Origin of the sequence: Sphingomonas agri (assembly GCF_038148795.1) — a bacterium.
In the GTDB taxonomy this organism is placed as follows: domain Bacteria; phylum Pseudomonadota; class Alphaproteobacteria; order Sphingomonadales; family Sphingomonadaceae; genus Sphingomicrobium; species Sphingomicrobium agri.
On the sequence record NZ_JBAPEU010000002.1, the window covers coordinates 586,339 to 605,531 of the forward strand.

Here is a 19,193-nt window from a genome sequence, read left to right on the forward strand (position 1 = left end):
GCAAGCGATCTAGTCCCTGCGCGCCCAAGGTTCAAATATCGACGACCGGTCCGCCAAGCGTGCGCGAATAGCCCGTGAACTCCGCAATGCTGCGACCGTCGCCTGCGCGGACGGCGACACGGGTCACCCCGGCGCGGCCCTCGCGCGCGACCTCATGGGCTTCGGCGATCAACGTCTCGCCTTCCTTCACCTTATCGAGAAAGACGATCGAAGCCTGCGCCGCCACGCTGGCGTGATTGGCGCCATTGCACACATAGGCAAATGCACTGTCGGCGAGCGCGAAGATCATTCCGCCGTGAGCAAATCCATGGCCGTTCAGCATATCGGGGCGCACCACCATCGAGACGCGCGCATAGTTTTCGCCTACTTCCTCGATTGCGAGGCCCCAAGCGGGTCCGGTTCCTTCCGCGGCGATCATGTGCCGTGCGACGCGGCCGGCGAGTTCGTTTGCGTCCACTGCCTCTCCTTCGCTACTCGGCGCGCATGGCTTACGAGACCATCGAGTTCAAGGCGGACGGAGCGATCGCCCGGATAACTCTCAATCGGCCTGACCGGCTCAACAGCTTCACGGTTCAGATGCACGAAGAAGTGCGCGACGCGCTCGCGAATCTCGGCGATGCGCGTGTCGTGGTCCTGACTGGCTCAGGTCGCGGCTTTTGCGCGGGACAGGACCTCAATGACCGGGCGGTTGCGCCGGGTGAGGCGGTGGACCTTGGTGAAACGGTAGAGGCGCAGTGGAATCCCCTGATCCGTACCCTGACCTCTCTTCCCCAGCCGGTGATCGCGCGCGTCAACGGAGTCGCCGCTGGTGCCGGCGCCAACATCGCCCTTGCTTGCGATATCGCGATTGCTGCGAAGTCGGCCAGGTTCATCCAGAGCTTTTCCTCCATAGGCCTCATTCCCGATAGCGGGGGCACATGGGCGCTTCCGCGCCTGGTCGGCCAGGCACGAGCGCTTGGACTTGCACTTACCGGCGAGCCGCTCGCAGCCGAGAGGGCGGCGGAATGGGGACTGATCTGGAAGGCGGTCGAGGATGATGCGCTCGACACGGAAGTCGAGGGGGTAGCAGCCAGGCTTGCCTCGCTTCCGCCACTCGGCCTTGCCGCAATCAAGGAGATGATCCGGGCGAGCTGGCAATACAGCCTCGATGAAGAGCTGGATCGACAGGCCGGGGCGATGCGGCGCCTCGGCTTCACCGAGGATTACCGCGAAGGAGTCGCCGCCTTTCTCGAGAAGAGACAGCCGAAATTCAAAGGGCGTTGAACGGCTGCAACCCTCCTTGGTTTTGGTTCGTTACGTCGCACAAACAACCAAAAGAGGAGGCACGCCGTGCTTGGCACGATCCTAATCATTCTGCTCATTCTGCTGCTCATCGGCGCTCTCCCGCGCTGGGGTCACAGCGCGAGCTGGGGCTATGGCCCGTCGGGCCTGTTGGGCCTCATCCTCATCATCATCGTCGTCCTGGTGCTGCTGGGCAGAATCTAGCCCGCCGCGCCTGCTTTCCTGGCAAAGGTCCAGGCGGCACTCGCGAGCATCGGCACGCGTTTGGCCATTTCGGCCGCCTGCGCGTGGCTCGCGGTGCCGTCTATCACGCGCTTCTTGATGCCCTGGACGATGCCGGCGAGGCGGAACAGGTTGTACGCGAAATACCAGTCAAGCTTGTCCGCCACCGCTACGCCGGCACGCTCTGAATAACGGCCCACGATCTCCTCGAGGGATGGTATGCCAAGTTGCTGCAGGTCGAGGCCGGCAAGTCCTGCGCCCCCGTCCGCGGGCATGACCCACTGCATCGCAAGATACGAGAAATCGGCCAGGGGATCACCGAGCGTTGCAAGCTCCCAGTCCAGAACCGCAGTCAGGCTCCCGTCGCCGTCGTAGATGACATTGTCGATGCGATAGTCACCGTGCACGATCGCGGTCCGGGACTGCTCGGGAACAGTCGCGGGAAGGAAGGCGATCAGTCGCTCCATTTCGGCAATGAAGTCGGTCTGGGAATCGCGGTACTGGCGAGTCCAGCGCGCGACCTGGCGCTCGAAATAATTGCCGGGCTTTCCAAAAGCGCCAAGGCCCGCGCGCTCGGGATCCACGTTATGCAGCTCGGCAAGCGTATCGACGAGCTGCTCGTACATGCTCCGTCGGGTCTCACGATCGAAATCGGGAAGAGCGCCGTTGGCGTAGGGTCGCCCCTTCGCCATCGCCATCACGTAGAAGATTGCGCCGATGAGCTCCGGATCGTCGCACAGGGCCAAAGGCTCGGGTACGGGGAAGCCCAACGGAAAGAGCGCCGACAGCAGCTGGTACTCGCGATCGACCGCGTGAGCCGAGGGCAGAAGAGTCCCGAAGGGCTTGCGGCGCATCACATAATCGCCCGAAGTCGCCCGTATCCGATAGGTCGGGTTAGATTGGCCCGACGGATACTTGGTCAGTACAAAGGGACCCGCGAAGCCCTCGACGTTCGCCTCCAGCCATTGGCCGAGCGCAATTTCGTCGACCTGCTTCTCGCTCACCGATGTTTCTTGTACTCGAGGCGGGCAATGGCGCGCCGGTGCACCTCGTCGGGACCGTCGGCGAGCCGCAGGGTGCGGATCGAGGCATAGGCTCGCGCGAGCCCTGCATCTTCCGAGACCCCCGCGGCACCGAATGCCTGGATGGCATCGTCAATGACCTTGAGCGCCATGATCGGCGCTGCAACCTTGATCATCGCAATCTCGCCCTTGGCCGCCTTGTTGCCGGCCCTGTCCATCATGTCCGCTGCCTTGAGGCACAACAGCCTCGTCATCTCGATTTCGATCCGTGCATTGGCGACCCGCTCTTCCCATACGCCCTGTTCGGCGATCGACTTCCCGAAAGCGGTGCGGGACATGAGACGCTCTACCATGGCGCCCAGTGCTTCTTCGGCGGCCCCGATCGTCCGCATGCAGTGATGGATCCGCCCCGGGCCAAGCCGTCCCTGCGCGATCTCGAATCCCCGGCCCTCGCCGAGCAGCATGTTGGACGGCGGCACTCGCACCTCGTCGAGTTCAATCTCCATGTGTCCGTGCGGTGCGTCGTCATAGCCAAAGACCGGCAAGTGCCGCTTGATCGTGACGCCCGGGGCATCGAGCGGCACCAGGATCATCGATTGCTGCTCGTGAAGTTCGGCCGCAGGATCCGTCTTTCCCATGAGGATCGCGATCTTGCACCGCGGGTCGCCCGCGCCGCTCGACCACCACTTGCGGCCATTGATCACATATTCGTTGCCGCGCATCTCGATGCTGCACCTGATATTGGTCGCGTCGGACGAGGCGACCTCGGGCTCGGTCATCAGGAATGCCGAACGGATCTCTCCGTCCATGAGCGGTCGCAGCCACTCCTCCTTCTGCTCGCGAGTGCCGTAGCGGTTGAGGACCTCCATGTTGCCGGTGTCGGGTGCCGAGCAGTTGAACACCTCCGACGACCAGAGAATGCGGCCCATCTCCTCGGCGCAAAAGGCATATTGGAGATTGGTGAGCGCCGGGCCTTCGAATTGGAAGGTGTCGTCGAGGCTCGCCGCACCGTGGGACGGGGGCATGAAGAGGTTCCAGAGACCCTCGGCTCTTGCCTTCGCCTTCAGCTCCTCGATGACCGGGAGAACCTTCCAGCGATCCCCTTCGCGCTGCTGCGCTTCGTAGTCCGGAACGCGCGGCCGAACATATTCGGCCATGAAATCGCGGACCTGGTCCTGCCACTGGGTCTCGTCCGCGCTAAGGCTGAAATCCATGGGTTTGGCCTACCAGCAACAATGTTAGTTGGCTATGAGCCGGTGATGCAGTCGCTTGCGGGAAAGGTCGCTGTCGTCACGGGTGCGGCCTCGGGCATCGGGAGGGCTGCCGTTCAGCTGTTCCGGAGCGAAGGCGCGATCGTGGTTGGTGCCGACGTCAGTGAGGGCAGCGATGTCGTCGTCGATGCAGGAAGCGAGCCCGATGTCGTTCGGCTCGTGAACGACGTGACGAGCAAGCACGGCGGCCTCGACATCTTCTTCGCAAACGCCGGCGTCTCGGGCGGCTGGGCAACGATAAGAGAGCAAAGTGCGGACGACTGGGCCGAGATCCTGCGCGTCAATCTCATCGGCCCGTTTCTCGCGATCAAATATGCGGCTCCGATCATCGCCGCTCGCGGCGGCGGATCGGTCATCTGCACAGCGAGCGTCGCCGGGCTTCGCTCGGGTGCGGGCGGCGCTGCCTACTCGGCATCAAAGGCGGGCGTCATCAATCTCGTGCAGACTGCGGCACAGCAGCTTTCAGGGTCCGGCGTGCGCGTCAATGCCATCTGTCCGGGCCTTATCGAGACCGGCATGACCAAGCCGATGTACGACATGGCCCGGCAGGCCGGCAAGGCGAACCGGATCGGCGAACTCAATCCCCTGAGGCGCGGGGGCGAACCCGAGGAGATCGCAAGGGCAGCACTGTTCCTTGCCTCGAACGAGTCGAGCTACGTCAATGGTGCTGCCCTGGTCGTCGATGGAGGTCTCTCGAGCAGCCATCCGACGACCAGCCGATTCGATCTGAGGATGCTCTAGGTCGGGTTGCGCTGCGGCGCTGGAGCTGCACCTCCGGCACAGTCTCCAGTGAGACTGGAGGCGACCTTGGGCGGTTTGCCCGGTCCCTGTGAATTGACCTCCGTTCTTCGCGTGCACGTCTTGCCGCCGCTGCTGGTCGTTACGATGGTGACGCTGCTCGAACCGGCCGGTGCATTGCCGTAAGCTGCAACGTCGAGGCCGGTTCCTCCGACCGCGGGCACTCGTGCCATCGACGAGATCTGCTGCATCATCGCGTCCATCTGGCGCTCGATGTCGAACGCGCTGCGATCAAGCATGCCGAATGGCGTGAAGGCCGGAACGGCCGGTGAGACCGTTACCCTTGGAGGGACGCTTCCGACATATTCGACCTGCGCAACCGAGCCGTCCGGGAGCGGCACGCTTAACATGTGGGTGTTCCGGGCCGCGGCGAATGCAGCGCCGGCAAGGGTGACGGCGCTAAGACCGGCCGCAGCGATGCTAAGAGCTTTTCGCATGGCGAGTTCTCCGGTGGTGGTTGATCCAGCAACCCAAAACCTATCGCGCGATTCTGAACGCCAGCTGTCGGATAGACCGTTAGCAAAGAAGTTTAATCCGGCGGTCAGCTGGCCGGGCTCGAACGCCTAGCTCGCGACGAGCTCTGCGAACTTGTCGAGATCGATGTTTCCGCCTGAGACGACGCAGACGATCGGGCCGCCAAGCGACGGGTCGCTTAGCGCAGCGGCTAGCGCAAGGGCTCCTGCCCCTTCCGCAATCGTCCGTGATTTTTCAGCAATGATGCGCATTGCATCGCGGGTCTGTTCCAGCGTCACGGTGATGGTTCCGTCCGTGACCGGCCGCATGCGCTGCCACATCCGCTCGGTGACGCTCTTGCCGCCGGCTCCGTCAACGAACGAAGCCTTCCAATCGAGAAACTTCTGCGGACCGCCCTCGCGCAGCGACAAGGCGTAGGGCGAGGCTGTTTCGGGCTCGGCGCCAATGACTTTTGTCGCCGGCTTGCAAGCCTTGATTGCGCTCCCGACGCCGGTAATGAGCCCTCCTCCGCCGATCGCGCAGATCACCGTTCCGACCTCGGGACAGTCCTCGACAATTTCCAATCCCATCGTCGCGTGACCTGAAATGAATTCGTGATTGTCGAAGGGATGGACAAATGTGCCCTCGAGCCCCTCGAACTCGTGAGTCTCGGCGGCAACCCAGGCGCGGTCGTAGGATACCGGCACGATGGTTGCGCCGAGTGCGCGCATCCGGTCGAGCTTGGTCTGGGGAGCCGTCTCGATCGCAACCACCGTACAGGGAATGCCAAAGGCCCTTGCTGCATAAGCGACACCCTGCCCGGCATTGCCTGCGCTGATCGTCCAGACACCCTTTGCCCGTTCCTCGTCCGAGAGGCTCGCGACGGCATTGGACCCGCCGCGGATCTTGTACGCGTTCGTCGGCTGGAGGTTCTCGAGTTTCAGCCGGATGTCGGGCGCTCCCGGCCCGAGCTCCAGCTTTACGAGCGGGGTCCTTGCAACGATACCCCTGATGCGCTCGCGCGCACTTTCAATGTCTTCGATCGAGATTGGACGTACCGGTGCAATCATCGCGTTCCTCGTACGCTGGGCCTGCACCCTCTCTTAAGGAGCGGCGGCACGCCTTCCAATGCCGCATTTTGTGGACGCCGCCGGCTCCTCCTCGATGGCGGTGGTGTTGCCTCGGGTGAGACTCTATTGGCAGCCGTTTAGCGGACCCGCCGAACATGGCTGCCGACCGGCCGCCCCTGACGGAAGAATGATGACATGAAGACCCAACAGCTCCTGAACTACGATCGCGACCGCTGGATCGCAGGCGACGGCCTCGTCGAAATTCCAAGCGCGATTGACGGTACTGCCGTTGCGACGACCGGGTCGGGCGGACTCGATTTCGGCGCAATGCTGAGCCACGCCCGGGAAATCGGCGGCGCAGCGCTCCGTAAGATGACCTTTCATGAGCGCGCGCGAATGATCAAGGCGCTCGGCCTTGCCCTCATGGCCCGCAAGGAAGAGCTCTATGAACTCAACTATCTGACCGGTGCCACCCGCAAGGATGGATGGATCGATATCGAGGGGGGCGCCGGAACGCTCTTTTCCTTCTCCTCGAAGGGCCGGCGCGAGTTGCCGGACGCTCACGTACTCCTCGACGGGCCGCTGGAGGGACTTTCAAAGAACGGGTCGTTTGTGGGCCAGCACATCTATACGCCGCTGCAGGGCGCCGCTGTGCACATCAACGCCTTCAACTTTCCCGTCTGGGGAATGCTGGAGAAGCTTGCACCCACTCTCCTCGCCGGGGTTCCGGCAATCGTGAAGCCGGCCTCGGCGACCGCCTATCTTGCGGAAGCTGCGTTCCGGATCATGATCGAGGCCAACGTCCTACCTGCAGGAGCGATCCAGCTTATCGTGGGCGGCGTCGGCGACCTCTTCGACCATTTGACGGGCCAGGACATTGTCAGCTTCACGGGCTCGGCTCACACCGCCCTCAAGCTTCGTACCCATCCCGCCGTCATTCGGGAATCGGTGCGCTTCATTGCCGAACAGGACAGCCTCAACGCTTCGCTCCTTGGTCCTGACGCTGCTCCCGGGACACCGGAATTCGATCTGTTCATCAAGGAAGTCGCGACCGAGATGACCGTAAAGGCAGGGCAGAAATGCACTGCCATCCGGCGCGCCATGGCGCCGGCGCAATATCTCGACGCGGTCGAGCGCGCCCTGGCCGAGCGTCTTTCAAGGACCAAGGTCGGGGATCCGCGCGCCGAGGACACGCGCATGGGAGCACTCGTCAGCATCAGCCAGCGCGACGACGTCCGGGCGCGCATTGCAGAACTGCAAAGCGCTGGTGCAAGGATCGTCGCAGGTGACCCCGACGCCGAGCCTCCGGTGCGCGGCGGGGCCTTCCTTCCTCCCGTTCTCCTGCGAACCGACGATCCCTGGGGAACGTCGGCAGTCCACGACTGCGAGCCGTTCGGACCTGTTTCCACGATCATGCCCTACAGCGACATGGAAGACGCTGTTGCGCTCGCGAACAGGGGCAAGGGAAGCCTCGTCCTCTCCCTGTTCACGCACTCGCCGCAGGCAGCCCATGATTTCGTAGCCGGTGCAGCCGCATATCACGGACGCATGCTGGTGATCGACCGGACGAACGCGGCCGAATCGACCGGCCACGGCTCTCCGCTTCCCGTGCTTGTTCACGGAGGCCCGGGGCGTGCTGGCGGAAGCGAGGAGATGGGCGGGGTGCGGGGCGTCAAGCATTACATGCAGCGCACGGCGATCCAGTCCTCTCCAGCGATGATCAGCGCCATCACCGAGCAATATGTCCCGGGCGCCCCAAAGCGTATCATCGAAACGCACCCGTTCCGCCTGAAGATGAGCGAACTGCACATCGGCGACACCTGGAAGACGGCCAGCCGAACCGTCAGCCTTCAAGATATCGAGCATTTCGCGGAATTCACCGGAGACAAGTTCTACGCCCACATGGACGAAGAAGCGGCAAAGGCTTCTCCGATCTTCGAGGGACGTGTCGCGCACGGCTATCTGCTTCTGAGCTTCGCCGCCGGATTGTTCGTCGATCCCGACCCTGGTCCCGTGCTTGCCAATACCGGCCTTGAGAATCTGCGCTTCCTGACCCCTGTCTATCCAGGCGATTCGATCCGCGTGGAACTCACCGTCCGATCCAAGTCGATCAAGTCGGAGGAAACTGGGCAGGTCCGCTGGGCCGTCGAGGTTTACAACCAGAAGGACGAGCTCGTCGCGAGCTACGACCTCCTGACCGAAAACGAGCCGTAGAGAGCAACCCCTGCCCTTGGCCGATCGTTCTTGGGGTCGGTTCCAGGAGGAGTGCCACCATGAAAGTCAGCGAAGTGATGACGCGCGACGTCCAGACCGTGCGGCCCGACCAGTCGGTGCAGCAGGCAGCAAACTTCATGCTGAACGCGGACGCGGGATCCATCCCGGTGACCGACGGCGACCGCCTGCTCGGGATGATCACAGACAGGGACATTGCTGTCCGCGGCATCGCCCGGGGCTATGGGCCCGAGACGCCCGTGCGCGAGCTGATGACGGACGATCTCGTCATCGTTCGGCTCAACGACGACGTCGAGGAAGCCGCAGCGAAGATGAGCGAGGCCCAGGTTCGGCGTCTGCCGGTACTCGACGACAAGGAATGCCTGTGCGGTATCGTCAGCCTCGGCGATCTCAGCCGGGAAACCGACACCGAGTGCGCCTCAGAAGCGCTCGAGGGAGTGAGCCAGCCCGGCGGCGATCACCGCCAGTAAGCTTTACCGGGAACCGATTTCCCTAATGGCCTGATCGACAAGCTTGGCGTCGGTGGCGGCATCGTGACGTTCGGCGATCAGCCGCGCGGCAGCCTTGGCGGCCGCATCGGCCGCTGCTGCACGAACCTGCTCCACTGCCGAACGCTCCTCGGCGGCGATCTTGTCCTCCGCCATGCGCGTACGGCGGTCGATCAACAATTCTGCGTCCACCTTGGCCTTGGCGACAATCTCGCCGGCCTCGTGGCGGGCGCGCTCGAGCAATATCTCGCGGTCCTTGTCTGCCGAAGCAGCCTTCGCTTCATATTCGGCCTTCAGCGCCTCAGCCTCCTTGCGGAGCGCTTCCGCTTCGGCGAGCTGGCCGCGAATAAGCGCGATCTTGCTGTCGAGAGCCCGGCCGATCGCCGCCGGGACCTTCTTCCAGATGAGGACGGCGAAGACGGCCAGCATCGCGAGCGCGACCCATCCGCCGGGATTCAGCCCGAGGAATGACGGCTCGCCGGCTTCCGGTGCCGCCGCATGGCCGATCGATGCCTGGGTTTGCTGCTCAGACATTCAGCTCAGCCTTCACCGCTGCTGCGGCTTCCTTGGGATCGATCGCGATACCGGTCAGCCGAGCGACCATCTCCCTGGTTGCGTCGGCAGCGACATTCTCGACCTCGGCGCGAGCCGAATCGAGCGCTTCGCGGATCTTGCCTGTCGCGCTCTCGACCCTGAGATTGATCTTCTCGGCAGCCGCCTTGACGCTTGCCTCCGTCTGCCTTGCGCCTTCCTGCTTTGCCTCATTGGCTAGGCGGGCGGCCTCTGCGCGCGCCGCATCCATGCGCGCGCGCCAATCGGCCTCAGTCTCGTCAGCAGCAGCCCGCGCCTTCTGGGCAGCCTCAAGATCGCCGGCGATGCGCTGCTCGCGTGCATCGACAGTCGCCTGGATCTTGGGAACCATCCCGCGGGCGATCACGAAGAAGATGAAGCCGAGTGCTACCGCCAGCCAGAGAAACTGGGAGAGGTAGACCTGGGAAAGCTGCGAAAGCTGAGGCATCGTACCGCCTTGAGCGCTTGCTTAGCCCTTGAAGGCGTAGAGGATGATCATCGCAATGGCGAACGCCATCAGACCGAGGAGCTCGGCAGCTGCGAAGCCGATGAACAGCCGGCCCTGCTGGCTGTCAGCCGCTGCGGGATTGCGCAGCGAGCTATTGACGAACGAGCCGAAGACATAGCCGACGCCGAGCGCTGCGGCGCCCACGCCGATCGCCGCGAGACCGGCGCCGATAACCTTGGCGGAAGCAAGATCCATTGTTGAACTCCTCTTGGAAAAAATCGTGGTTAGTGAAGATTGACCGCGTCGTTGATGTACAGCGACGTCAAAATTGCAAACACATAGGCCTGGATCGCTGCGACGAGCAGCTCGAGCGCACTGATGAAAGTGACGAACAGGAAGCACAGAAGCGAGATGGCGATCCCACCACCGCCGGCCTGCAGACCCTGAACGACGAAGTTACCGAAGATGTCCAGCAAGATATGCCCGGCGAACATGGCGATAAACGGACGAAGACCGAGGCTGAAGGGCCTGACCAGGAACGAGACGAATTCGATCGGGAACAGCAGAATCTTGCCGATCAGCGGCACGCCGGAGGGCAGGAACAGCGAAAAGAAATGCAGTCCATGCTTGTAGAAACCAACACCGATCACGATCGCGAAACTGATCAAGGACATGATGCCGGTGAAGGTGAACTGGCTGGTCACCGTGAAGGGATGCGCCGCGGCGACGACACCAAATGGCATGTTGCCCATGAGATTGGCGAACAGCAGGAAGATGAAGGCCGTGAACACCCAGGGCAGATATTTCTTGCCTTCGGGACCAATACTCGCGTGGACCATGTCGTCGACGAAGCCGATCAGGCCCTCGACCATGATCTGCCACCGGCCGGGTATCAATTCGCGCTTCATGCCACCGAACATGAACAACCAGATCGTGAACAGGACGATCAGAGTCCAAAGGGCACTGTTGGTGAACACGAACGGGTTGTTTCGCTGGAATGAGCCGAAGATCGGCTCGATCACAAACTGGTGCATCGGGTCGATGTCGCCGGCCGCCACTTTCTCTTCCTATTCTCGTTCGCCCGGAGCCTTGCCCTGGGACCTGTTTGCAATTCGAAAGACATTCCAGATGCCGACGGCGAAACCGACGAACAGCATCACCAACATCCACCAAGGGTTCGTACCGAACCAGCGATCCATCAGCCACCCGATGAGCCCCCCGCCCAAAGGCGCGCCCACGAGCTGACTGAGAACCAGCTGACCTGCCTGATAACTGCTATCAGGCTGACGTTTGGCGGTCCTCTTCGCTTCGTCCTGCTGCAACCGGTCGAGCCGCTCATCGAGCGATTCGAGCCGCGCATCTGGTGGAAGCTTCGGAACCTTGTCGATTTCGTCCTCAGCCATGTGTCTCCCCTGTGCGTCGCCCCTCGGCATTTCACCAGGAGCCAGCCAGGGACGAGGAACATGGCGGAAAAGCGATACCGCCAAGGCGCGGCTCCTTTATGAACGGGCAGGCCGATAGTCAACCGCGGCAAGCGGCTGTACCCTGCCGCAATGAAGCACGGCATCCTCTTGGCCGCTTGCCTCTTTTGCACATCTGCGACGCCTGCTGGCGGCGTGAAGATCGTGCGCCGAAGCGCAGCTCTTGAATTCACTTACTTCTGGCCGGCCCAAGCAGCCCGCGTGCCGGCAATCGACACAATGATGCGTAACAGCGCGCAGGAAGCCTACGGCAGGGCGCTTCGTTCGGGCCTCGAGAACCAGCAGGTCTACCAAGAGCAGCAGCGCGCGAGCATTCGGGATCGTTACTCGATGCAATGGACGGTAAGCGGCCAAAGCACCCGGCTACTGTCCCTCCAGAACCAGCTCGCCACGTTCACCGGCGGCGCTCACTCGAACACCAGTTTCGGTGCACTGCTGTGGGACAGAAGGATGAACCGGGAGCAAAGGGTTCCCGAGCTATTCATCCACGCTTCCGATTTTGCGAAGCTCGCTCGTACTGCCTATTGCGAGCTGCTCGACGCCGAACGGTTCAAACGCAGAGGGGGCGAGAAGCTTGGCGGCGAGTTCGATCAATGCCCCCGGTTTGATGACCTCGCCATCGCGCCGGTGGACAGGGACAGCAACGGGCGCTTTGATGGATTTGATTTCGTCGCCTCTCCTTATATCGCGGGCCCCTATGCCGAAGGGGAATATGAGATCCTGCTTCCCGTCACGGCGAAGATGGTTTCTTCATTAAAGCCCGGATATCGAACCTCGTTCGAAACTCAACGGCAGTAATCCGGAGTGGACACCGGCTGGCCGGCCGCTCGCCTCCGCCAGACGCCGTCGCTCAGCATGTAGCTTTGACCCACAGGCAATTGCGCGATCAGCGTGCAGGCCGCCGTCAAGCCCACCACAGATGCGGTGACGTTTCTGCGCCCCGCTAGCTCGATATAGAGATTACGTCGCCGAAGATTGATTGCGGCGACCTGCCGCCGAAGGTCGGGTGAAGGTTCGCCCACGGTCCCCATGTAGCCATCATAGCGCTCGCCCACCTGTCCCGCCTGAATTGCAGCGGCAAGCTGCACCGACTGGGCAGCCAACGGAGTGGCAGCCAGTACGACAAGGGAGAAGATGAGGCTCTTCATGGATGCGTCGGCGCCGGAGGGAAGGCCTGCGGGTTCTTCTGGATCATCTGCTGGACGTCCTGCTGGAGCCGCACGAGCACCTCCTGCCGGATGTCGACATTGAGGTTCACCTCGATCGGCTTGCTGGGGGCTTTGACGGTGATGCAGCTTGCGAGCGGCACTGTCGCCGCAACGCAAAGTGCAGTGCTGATCAGCGTTCGTTTCACTTCCTACCTCCGGATGGTGGTGACGGTTTGGGGACAGGCGCATGCGCGGGGGCAGCGCCGCCTTGCTGTTCGCTCTTCGTAGTGCTCAGCACTTCGACTTTCAGCGCAGGGGAGTCGATCGGGAACGGCACCACCGGAGCGATGACCTGGGTTGGATCCTTGAAGGCCTTGGCCATCTGGATGAGCGCCCGAAACGGCCCGTTGATATTGAGATTGAGCTTCAGCGGAAGCTTGCTGAAGGCCGAATGGACAAGGCTCGCGATGATTCCGTGGCCAGGACCAAGCGATACCTTGTCGATCGCGAGACGGGTTGCGAATTCTCCGGCCAGATCGCCGTCGAGGCGGATGACCATCGAGCGGTAGCGGATGTCGCTGAGGAGGTCGAAGGCCAGTCCGCCTGCAAGTCCGCCAGGTTTGGTGCCGCTGTACTTGAGCTCGCCGCCCGGTGCCCGGGAGGTCAGTACACCCCCGGCGATGCGGCCGCCGTTCTCGTCGAAGACCATCGGCAGCACGCCGTCGAAGGTTCCGGTAAGCTCGAAGCCCTGGAAACCGAGGCTGTCCACGAACATCTTCGCATTGAATCCCTGCAACTCGAACGTGAGGTGCTTCGCGCTTGGAGCACCAAAGTTCAGCACGGTTTCGTGCAGGATCAGGCGGCCGCCCATGAATGGCCATTCGCCCCGTTCGACCTTCACGAGATCATGCGGCAGCAGCTGATAGTGGATAACGCCGTTACTGACGGTGATGCCGGGATTGACGGTATTCACGGTCATAACCTGCCCTGGCGGCGTCGTGAGCCCGAGAAGATCGCTGAAGTGGACGGTCGTGCTGAGGCCGGTCACTGGTCCAAAGGGCGCAGCAAGGTCCATGTTCGCCGTTGCAAACTCGCCGCTCGAGCTGACCTTCCCTCCTTCGGCCCAGTCGATGCGGCCCTGGCCGTGGACCGTACCGTTGACGAGCGCCACCACGCCTTCCGTAAGCCGCGTTAGCTGTTCGGGCTGGAAGTTGGGACCGAAGGCGAGACCCGGCACCTCGAGCGTCGCATGGCCGGTACCCGTCGAGAGCCGGTGCACGATGTCGGCGTTGGTGACGAGCGTACCCGTAGCAGGATGCCTCAGCGATCCGGTCGCCCGGATATGGTCACCGGCCAGTGCAAAGTGCACGTTGTCGCTCCGCAGCGGGTAGAAGCGCGGATTGGGACTGCGGTCGCTGACGGTGAGGGCGCTGTTCACGGTCAGGTTCCTGTTTCGAAAGACCCAATTGCCCGAGGCGTCGCTCAGCTGCAGGGGCACCTTTCCGATGGTTCCGCTCGCATTGTCGAAATTGCCGTGGAGATAGCCCGCAAAAGTGCCGCTCAGCGCTGTTGCCTCAAAGATGACTGGCGAAGTCACCCTTCCCAGCCTGAGGCCCACCTTCGTGAAATTGAATTGCTGATTGACGATCTGCCCCGCGGCGGCGGCGACGTGCAGTGGGGAGCTGCCGATGCGTCCGTCGAGAGCCATGCTGTTCAAGCGCGCGTTTGTAAGCACGGGGCTGCCTGGACGCTTGAGGATGATTGCGGAGCCGATCGGGCAGACGGGCAGCCGCGTCGGACCGAATTGCAGCGTGCTCACCTGGAGGGCGTTAAAACTGACGACGAGGCAGGAGGTGCCGAAGGCGAACCCCCCCGACTGCCCGACCTCGCCATTGATCGGAAGACGAAGCGCCTGCACACGGCCGTCGGAGAACGGGCCATCGAGCTGCGCGACGGTGCTCACCGCCGTCGAGCCGCCTCGCCCCGGACCGAAGTGAATCGGCGTCAGTGCGAGGCGCTGGCCGTTCGCAAAATAGGGCGCGACGTCCGCTACGCCGCTCATCGGCGCTCCGGCACGGGGCTGGCTGAGGCTCACCCGGGCCTGCGGCAGGCCGCCGCCGCCCATCTCGATGTTGCCATCGATCCTGAGGCCTCCTGCCGGCCAGTAATACGTGACCCCGCTGCCGCCGAAGACCCGCGCCCTGGCGCCTCCTGGACCGTTGATGTCTGCCTCGGTGATCCGGGCAGCGCCTCCGTGAGGGAAGTTCACGACGCGGATCTGACCCGAGGAATTGAAGTTGCGGGCGGTCCGGACGATCGCACCGCCGATGCTCGAGGTTATGGGTCCGATCGGGGTTCTGGCGGCTGCTGCGAGAGGGCCGGTCACCCCGGCGATCATGCTCGGTGCGAGCGCAGCGCTGCTGGCGGCATAGTCGCCGACGAGGTCGAACGTCCCCTCACGCCCGTTGAGGCTATAGGCGCCGTTAAGATTGGTCCGGTCGGCCGTGATCGTCGCAAGGCGCGATTTCTGGGCGGACAACCTTACTCGGCCCGAAGCATGGTTCAGGGAGCCCTTGTAGGTAATGTCGCCCGCGAAGTTCGCGAGGCCGTTGGCGCCGGCGATCAATGTGAAGATCGCCATGCGGCCGCTGCCGTCGATGCTGGTGAACGCCTCGTTGAAGCTCGCCTTCGCATCAAACCTCGGTTTTGCGATGTCGAAGCGGCTGACGGGACATGCAAAGCGTTCAAGGGTCAGTGGGCCCTCGACCCTCGGGTGCCGCGCAACGACGGCGACGGCGAAATTGGCCTTAAGGTCGACGGCCGCGCAGCGTCCAGGAACCAGGCGCGGGCTGACGATCGCCACGTGCCCGGCAAAGCCGCCACTCAGCTTGCCGTTACCCTCGAGCGCGAACCCGAGCGGTCCGAACGGAGTGCCAAGCGAGATCGTGCTGTCGGCGATATCGAGCACGAATTCGGGAAGCGCGAAGGGTTTGTTGGTGGGAGGCGGCAGGAGCTTGTCGATCTGGCCCCAGCTCACGCGGCCATGAACCAGCCGCCCGCGAAGGCGAACGCCGCGCGCAACGATGCGATAGACCTCGAAATTGCCGTTCCACTTGAGGCGCGTCTCGATGTGCGCATAGCGGGCGACGAGGTCCGGCCGGCGTGGATCGCCGATGACGAGGTTGGTGACTTCCTGGGTGCGCAGTCCGACGCGATCGAGGTGATAGCTCGCCGTCACTCCTCGTCGTTCGAATTCCCCTTTGAGATAGTGTGTGGCGATCGTCCGCCGCTGTATCCACACCGACACGATGGCAACGATGAGCACGACGAGCAGAACGGCGGCGAGCGCCGACGCGATGCGGGCCCAAAGCGGCCGGCGCACGATTTCAACATGCGCGGGCTCGGGCCGGTCGAGCCCCTCATCTCTCCGCCGCTCGTTCATTGGGTCTTACTAACCCGCGCGTGCGATGACCGTTCCAGATGCGGCATGACCCTCGCGCAAGACGGCTCATTTAGGCCACACCAAATCCTCGCCATTTGAAGCCGGACGGCATCCCTGCTAGCCGCCCGCATCATGGTCCCCCGCTATTCGCGTCCCGAAATGACGGCCATCTGGTCGGCAAAGAACCGCTACCGGATCTGGTGGCAAATCGAGGTGTTTGCAGCCGAAGCGATGGGCCGGATCGGGATGATCCCAGCCAAAGATGCAAGGACGATCCGCGAAGCTTACGACCGCGACGTCATCGGAGAGATCGATATCGAGGCCATCGACGCGATCGAGGCTGTTACCAAGCACGACGTCATCGCCTTTCTCACCTGGGCCGGCGAGAAGCTCGGTCCGGAGCGGCGCTGGCTTCATCAGGGCATGACGAGCTCGGACGTGCTCGACACGGCGCTTGCGGTCCAGCTCAAGCAGGCCGCGGACCTTCTCTTGCGCGATATCGACGAACTTCTTGGCGTGCTGAAACGGCGCGCGATGGAACACAAGATGACGCCGACGATAGGCCGGAGCCACGGCATCCATGCGGAACCCACGACCTTCGGCGTGAAGCTTGCACAGGCGCATGCCGAATTCTCCCGCAATCGCGAGCGGCTCGCCGCTGCCCGCAATGACGTCGCGACCTGCGCCATTTCGGGCGCCGTGGGCACCTTTGCCAACGTCAGGCCGGAGGTGGAGGAGCATGTCGCTGCAGCGTTGGAACTCGTCATTGAGCCGGTGTCGACGCAGGTCATCCCGCGTGACCGACACGCCATGTTCTTCGCAACGCTGGGCGTCGTCGCTTCTTCGGTCGAGCGGCTTGCAACCGAAATACGGCATTTGCAGCGAACCGAGGTACTGGAGGCGGAGGAGTATTTTTCGCCGGGCCAGAAAGGGAGCTCGGCGATGCCGCACAAGCGCAATCCCGTCCTGACCGAAAACCTCACCGGTCTTGCAAGGGTGGTCCGCGGCTACGTGACACCGGCACTTGAGAATGTGGCGCTCTGGCATGAGCGGGACATTTCGCACTCGTCCGTGGAACGGTTCATCGGACCGGATGCGACGATCACCCTCGACTTCGCGCTCGGCCGCCTGACGAGTGTCGTCGACAAGCTCTTGATCTACCCCGAGCGAATGCAAAAGAACCTCGATCGCATGGGAGGTCTCGTTCACTCGCAGCGCGTGCTTCTGGCGCTCACCCAGGCGGGTCTCAGCCGCGAGGAGAGCTACGCGCTCGTGCAGCGCAATGCGATGAAGGTCTGGGAGTCGGATGGAGAGCTGTCGCTTCTCAGTCTGCTCAAGGCTGACCCCGATGTCTCCAAACGGCTCTCGGCCGACGAGCTCGATGGCCTCTTCGATCTTGGCTATCACATGCGACACGTCGACACGATCTTCGACCGGGTGTTCGGCAAGTCAGCTTAACTGTTTCGCAGGACACAAATTTTTCATGTGCACTGCGCAAATCCCCGGTTATTCTGCTGCCGGACCGGGGGTATGGAAACAGTCGAAGAGATCGACCGCCGCGATGAGGACGCGCCGAGCAGCGGCGAGAGCATCTGCGTCCAGCCGGGCTGCTATCTGCTGGAGCTTTCTCCTGACTGGATCGTGCTGCGAGCTTCCGAGAACATCCACAAGCTACTCGGCGAGTCCCACGCCACGCTGATTGACGAACCCCTGGGGGAATTCGTTCATTCCCAGGCGCTTCACGACCTTCGCAACCTTTTTTCGCGTCTCAGCGGAGCAATCGGCATCGCCCGCGCCTACTCGGTCAGGCTGACCGACGACCCGGCCCTGGTCGATATTGCATTCCAGCTGAGCGAAGGCCGGGTGCTGCTCGAAGCCGTGCCCGCTCCCGGCTGTTTCGGGGAACATTTCGGAAGCGTTGGCGGACTGATTGCAGGTTTGTCGGACTTCGCCGGGGATGCCCTCCTCGAAGGTGCAGCCCGCCGAATGCGGGCGCTTACCGGCTATGATCGGGTGACGCTCAGCTGCGGCGACGAGCGCGCCGAGAGCAGCCGCTCACGATTCTCTGCGCCGGCGGATGCGCGGGACCTGCCGCTGCTCATCGCGGATGCAGACGCCAGAGGCGTAGAAGTTTTTCCGCGCGCGCCCGACGAGACCTCGGTGCACGAGGCGCTGATGCGCGCGCCTACCAGCGATGATCGCGGCAAGCTGCGCGAGGATGGAATCCGCGCAATGCTCCGGGTGCCCTTCACGGTCGGCCAGCTCGATGGCGAGTTTTGCTGCGAAAGCCGCTCACCCCGTAAGCCGAGCTTCGAGCTCCACGCGGCCGCGGAGCTTTTCGCACAGATGTTCGCGCTGCGGCTCCAGCTGGACCGGGCAGCAAAACACTAACCAATTCTACGCAGGTCAAGGACTGCGAGCGCGTCGAGCCGTTGACTATTATGTTAGTGATCGCTAACGGTAAGTTATGACTAACACTGATCGGATTTTCGGCGCCCTCCACGATCCGACTCGCCGGGCAGTCCTCGAACGGCTGCGGCAGGGACCTCGCCCGGTCGGCGAAATCGCAAGAGGACTGCCGGTCACCCGCCCAGCCGTGTCACAGCATCTAAAGGTGCTGAAAGAGGCCGGGCTGGTTGCGGATCGGAGCGAGGGGACGCGGCGCATCTACTACATCGATCCCAGGGGGCTCGGCGCAATGCGCGCCTGGCTTGATCGCTTCTGGGAATCCGCGCTCGCCGCGTTCGCCGAGGAAGCCGAGTACAGTGCCCGCAAAGGAGCATGAATGAGCACGAAGATTCAACCAGCACCGGTGCGCAAGACCATCTTCGTGAACGCACCGCAGGAACATGCATTCACGGTCTTCACTTCGGGAATCGGGAGCTGGTGGCCCAAGTCTCATCACATCGGGAAGACCGATCTTGACCGGCCTGTGATCGAGCCGCGCGAAAGCGGTCGTTGGTACGAACTCCTCGCTGACGGATCGGAATGCGATGTCGGGAAGGTGCTCGCTTGGGAACCCCCTTCGCGCCTGCTGCTTGCGTGGCAGCTGACTCCCGACTGGACCTTCGATCCTGACCTTATCACCGAGGTCGAGGTCATCTTCACACCCGAGGGAACCGGAACTCGGGTGCATCTCGAGCACCGTCATCTCGAACGCATGGGTGAGCGCGCGGAAGCGGCCCGTGAAGCGGTGGATTCGCCCAACGGCTGGGGTCTCCTCCTCCAACTCTATTCGGAAGCCTCAGAACGATAGGAGAGCGAAAG

23 protein-coding genes are annotated in these 19,193 nt (G+C 62.9%); 10 read left to right on the forward strand and 13 right to left on the reverse strand.

The window, feature by feature from the left end; genetic code table 11:
- Nucleotides 1-31: 31 nt before the first annotated feature.
- A complete protein-coding gene (gene paaI, locus V8192_RS09660; protein ID WP_341632864.1) occupies nucleotides 32-457 on the reverse strand; it encodes a hydroxyphenylacetyl-CoA thioesterase PaaI in 426 nt (141 codons plus the stop codon).
- A gap of 26 nt (nucleotides 458-483) precedes the next feature.
- On the opposite strand from paaI, the gene paaG reads away from it, so the two are divergent.
- Both paaG and V8192_RS09670 read left to right on the forward strand, forming a co-directional pair.
- Nucleotides 484-1,263, forward strand: coding sequence for a 2-(1,2-epoxy-1,2-dihydrophenyl)acetyl-CoA isomerase PaaG (gene paaG / locus V8192_RS09665; RefSeq protein WP_341632865.1), 780 nt, complete (start codon nucleotides 484-486; stop codon nucleotides 1,261-1,263).
- Nucleotides 1,264-1,329: 66 nt separating this feature from the next.
- Nucleotides 1,330-1,485 (forward strand): DUF3309 family protein, encoded by a 156-nt coding sequence (locus V8192_RS09670; RefSeq protein WP_341632866.1) that lies wholly within the window; start codon nucleotides 1,330-1,332, stop codon nucleotides 1,483-1,485.
- On the opposite strand, the gene V8192_RS09675 is transcribed toward V8192_RS09670, so the two are convergent.
- Together V8192_RS09675 and V8192_RS09680 are read right to left on the reverse strand one after the other, a co-directional pair.
- Nucleotides 1,482-2,507 carry a phosphotransferase family protein gene (locus tag V8192_RS09675; protein WP_341632867.1) on the reverse strand — a complete coding sequence of 342 codons (1,026 nt, stop codon included), beginning with the start codon at nucleotides 2,505-2,507 and terminating at the stop codon, nucleotides 1,482-1,484. The genes V8192_RS09670 and V8192_RS09675 overlap by 4 nt on opposite strands.
- Nucleotides 2,504-3,739 (reverse strand): acyl-CoA dehydrogenase family protein, encoded by a 1,236-nt coding sequence (locus V8192_RS09680; protein WP_341632868.1) that lies wholly within the window; start codon nucleotides 3,737-3,739, stop codon nucleotides 2,504-2,506. The genes V8192_RS09675 and V8192_RS09680 overlap by 4 nt, the downstream gene beginning before the upstream one ends.
- 45 nt (nucleotides 3,740-3,784) lie before the next feature.
- Here V8192_RS09680 and V8192_RS09685 point away from each other — a divergent pair, with 45 nt between their 5' ends.
- The gene (locus V8192_RS09685) at nucleotides 3,785-4,537 is read left to right on the forward strand and encodes an SDR family NAD(P)-dependent oxidoreductase (protein ID WP_373276353.1); all 753 of its coding nucleotides are present in this window, start codon (nucleotides 3,785-3,787) and stop codon (nucleotides 4,535-4,537) included.
- Here the strand turns inward: V8192_RS09685 and V8192_RS09690 are convergent.
- Together V8192_RS09690 and V8192_RS09695 are read right to left on the reverse strand one after the other, a co-directional pair.
- The gene (locus tag V8192_RS09690; protein ID WP_341632870.1) at nucleotides 4,534-5,031 is read right to left on the reverse strand and encodes a hypothetical protein; all 498 of its coding nucleotides are present in this window, start codon (nucleotides 5,029-5,031) and stop codon (nucleotides 4,534-4,536) included. The genes V8192_RS09685 and V8192_RS09690 overlap by 4 nt on opposite strands.
- A 126-nt stretch (nucleotides 5,032-5,157) precedes the next feature.
- A complete protein-coding gene (locus tag V8192_RS09695) occupies nucleotides 5,158-6,117 on the reverse strand; it encodes a threonine ammonia-lyase (RefSeq protein ID WP_341632871.1) in 960 nt (319 codons plus the stop codon).
- Nucleotides 6,118-6,312: 195 nt separating this feature from the next.
- Between V8192_RS09695 and paaZ the strand changes: the two genes are divergently transcribed.
- Nucleotides 6,313-8,331, forward strand: coding sequence for a phenylacetic acid degradation bifunctional protein PaaZ (gene paaZ, locus V8192_RS09700; RefSeq protein ID WP_341632872.1), 2,019 nt, complete (start codon nucleotides 6,313-6,315; stop codon nucleotides 8,329-8,331).
- Between the two features lie 59 nt (nucleotides 8,332-8,390).
- Nucleotides 8,391-8,819, forward strand: coding sequence for a CBS domain-containing protein (locus tag V8192_RS09705; RefSeq protein ID WP_341632873.1), 429 nt, complete (start codon nucleotides 8,391-8,393; stop codon nucleotides 8,817-8,819).
- A 3-nt stretch (nucleotides 8,820-8,822) separates the two neighbouring features.
- Here V8192_RS09705 and V8192_RS09710 read toward each other — a convergent pair whose 3' ends face one another.
- Genes V8192_RS09710 through V8192_RS09730 form a run of 5 tightly spaced genes read right to left on the reverse strand, consistent with a single transcriptional unit; the run spans nucleotide 8,823 to nucleotide 11,258 of the window.
- Nucleotides 8,823-9,371, reverse strand: coding sequence for a F0F1 ATP synthase subunit B family protein (locus V8192_RS09710; protein ID WP_341632874.1), 549 nt, complete (start codon nucleotides 9,369-9,371; stop codon nucleotides 8,823-8,825).
- Nucleotides 9,364-9,855: a F0F1 ATP synthase subunit B family protein gene (locus V8192_RS09715; protein ID WP_341632875.1), complete on the reverse strand. Its 492-nt coding sequence runs from the start codon at nucleotides 9,853-9,855 to the stop codon at nucleotides 9,364-9,366. The genes V8192_RS09710 and V8192_RS09715 overlap by 8 nt, the downstream gene beginning before the upstream one ends.
- Nucleotides 9,856-9,876: 21 nt before the next feature.
- The gene (locus tag V8192_RS09720) at nucleotides 9,877-10,110 is read right to left on the reverse strand and encodes a F0F1 ATP synthase subunit C (RefSeq protein ID WP_341632876.1); all 234 of its coding nucleotides are present in this window, start codon (nucleotides 10,108-10,110) and stop codon (nucleotides 9,877-9,879) included.
- Nucleotides 10,111-10,139: 29 nt separating this feature from the next.
- Nucleotides 10,140-10,889: a F0F1 ATP synthase subunit A gene (locus tag V8192_RS09725; RefSeq protein ID WP_341633325.1), complete on the reverse strand. Its 750-nt coding sequence runs from the start codon at nucleotides 10,887-10,889 to the stop codon at nucleotides 10,140-10,142.
- Between the two features lie 33 nt (nucleotides 10,890-10,922).
- Nucleotides 10,923-11,258: an AtpZ/AtpI family protein gene (locus V8192_RS09730; protein ID WP_341632877.1), complete on the reverse strand. Its 336-nt coding sequence runs from the start codon at nucleotides 11,256-11,258 to the stop codon at nucleotides 10,923-10,925.
- Between the two features lie 150 nt (nucleotides 11,259-11,408).
- Between V8192_RS09730 and V8192_RS09735 the strand changes: the two genes are divergently transcribed.
- On the forward strand, nucleotides 11,409-12,134 hold the full coding sequence (locus V8192_RS09735) for a hypothetical protein (RefSeq protein ID WP_341632878.1): 726 nt from the start codon (nucleotides 11,409-11,411) through the stop codon (nucleotides 12,132-12,134).
- Here V8192_RS09735 and V8192_RS09740 read toward each other — a convergent pair.
- The 3 genes from V8192_RS09740 to V8192_RS09750 are packed head-to-tail and all read right to left on the reverse strand — an operon-like array spanning nucleotide 12,122 to nucleotide 15,926.
- Nucleotides 12,122-12,484 carry a YdbL family probable chaperone protein gene (locus V8192_RS09740; RefSeq protein WP_341632879.1) on the reverse strand — a complete coding sequence of 121 codons (363 nt, stop codon included), beginning with the start codon at nucleotides 12,482-12,484 and terminating at the stop codon, nucleotides 12,122-12,124. The genes V8192_RS09735 and V8192_RS09740 overlap by 13 nt on opposite strands.
- Entirely contained in the window at nucleotides 12,481-12,690 is a 210-nt protein-coding gene (locus V8192_RS09745) for a YnbE family lipoprotein (protein WP_373276340.1), read from the reverse strand. The genes V8192_RS09740 and V8192_RS09745 overlap by 4 nt, the downstream gene beginning before the upstream one ends.
- Nucleotides 12,687-15,926, reverse strand: coding sequence for an intermembrane phospholipid transport protein YdbH family protein (locus V8192_RS09750; RefSeq protein WP_341632880.1), 3,240 nt, complete (start codon nucleotides 15,924-15,926; stop codon nucleotides 12,687-12,689). Before V8192_RS09750 ends, V8192_RS09745 begins: the two co-directional genes overlap by 4 nt.
- Nucleotides 15,927-16,058: 132 nt before the next feature.
- Between V8192_RS09750 and purB the strand changes: the two genes are divergently transcribed.
- The 4 genes from purB to V8192_RS09770 all read left to right on the forward strand — a co-directional run bounded on the left by purB (nucleotide 16,059) and on the right by V8192_RS09770 (nucleotide 19,182).
- Entirely contained in the window at nucleotides 16,059-17,384 is a 1,326-nt protein-coding gene (gene purB / locus V8192_RS09755) for an adenylosuccinate lyase (RefSeq protein ID WP_341632881.1), read from the forward strand.
- Between the two features lie 72 nt (nucleotides 17,385-17,456).
- Complete coding sequence (locus V8192_RS09760; RefSeq protein ID WP_341632882.1) at nucleotides 17,457-18,317, forward strand: GAF domain-containing protein; 861 nt, start codon at nucleotides 17,457-17,459, stop codon at nucleotides 18,315-18,317.
- A 76-nt stretch (nucleotides 18,318-18,393) separates the two neighbouring features.
- The gene (locus V8192_RS09765) at nucleotides 18,394-18,711 is read left to right on the forward strand and encodes an ArsR/SmtB family transcription factor (protein WP_341632883.1); all 318 of its coding nucleotides are present in this window, start codon (nucleotides 18,394-18,396) and stop codon (nucleotides 18,709-18,711) included.
- Nucleotides 18,712-19,182: an SRPBCC family protein gene (locus V8192_RS09770; protein ID WP_341632884.1), complete on the forward strand. Its 471-nt coding sequence runs from the start codon at nucleotides 18,712-18,714 to the stop codon at nucleotides 19,180-19,182.
- Nucleotides 19,183-19,193 lie beyond the last annotated feature (11 nt).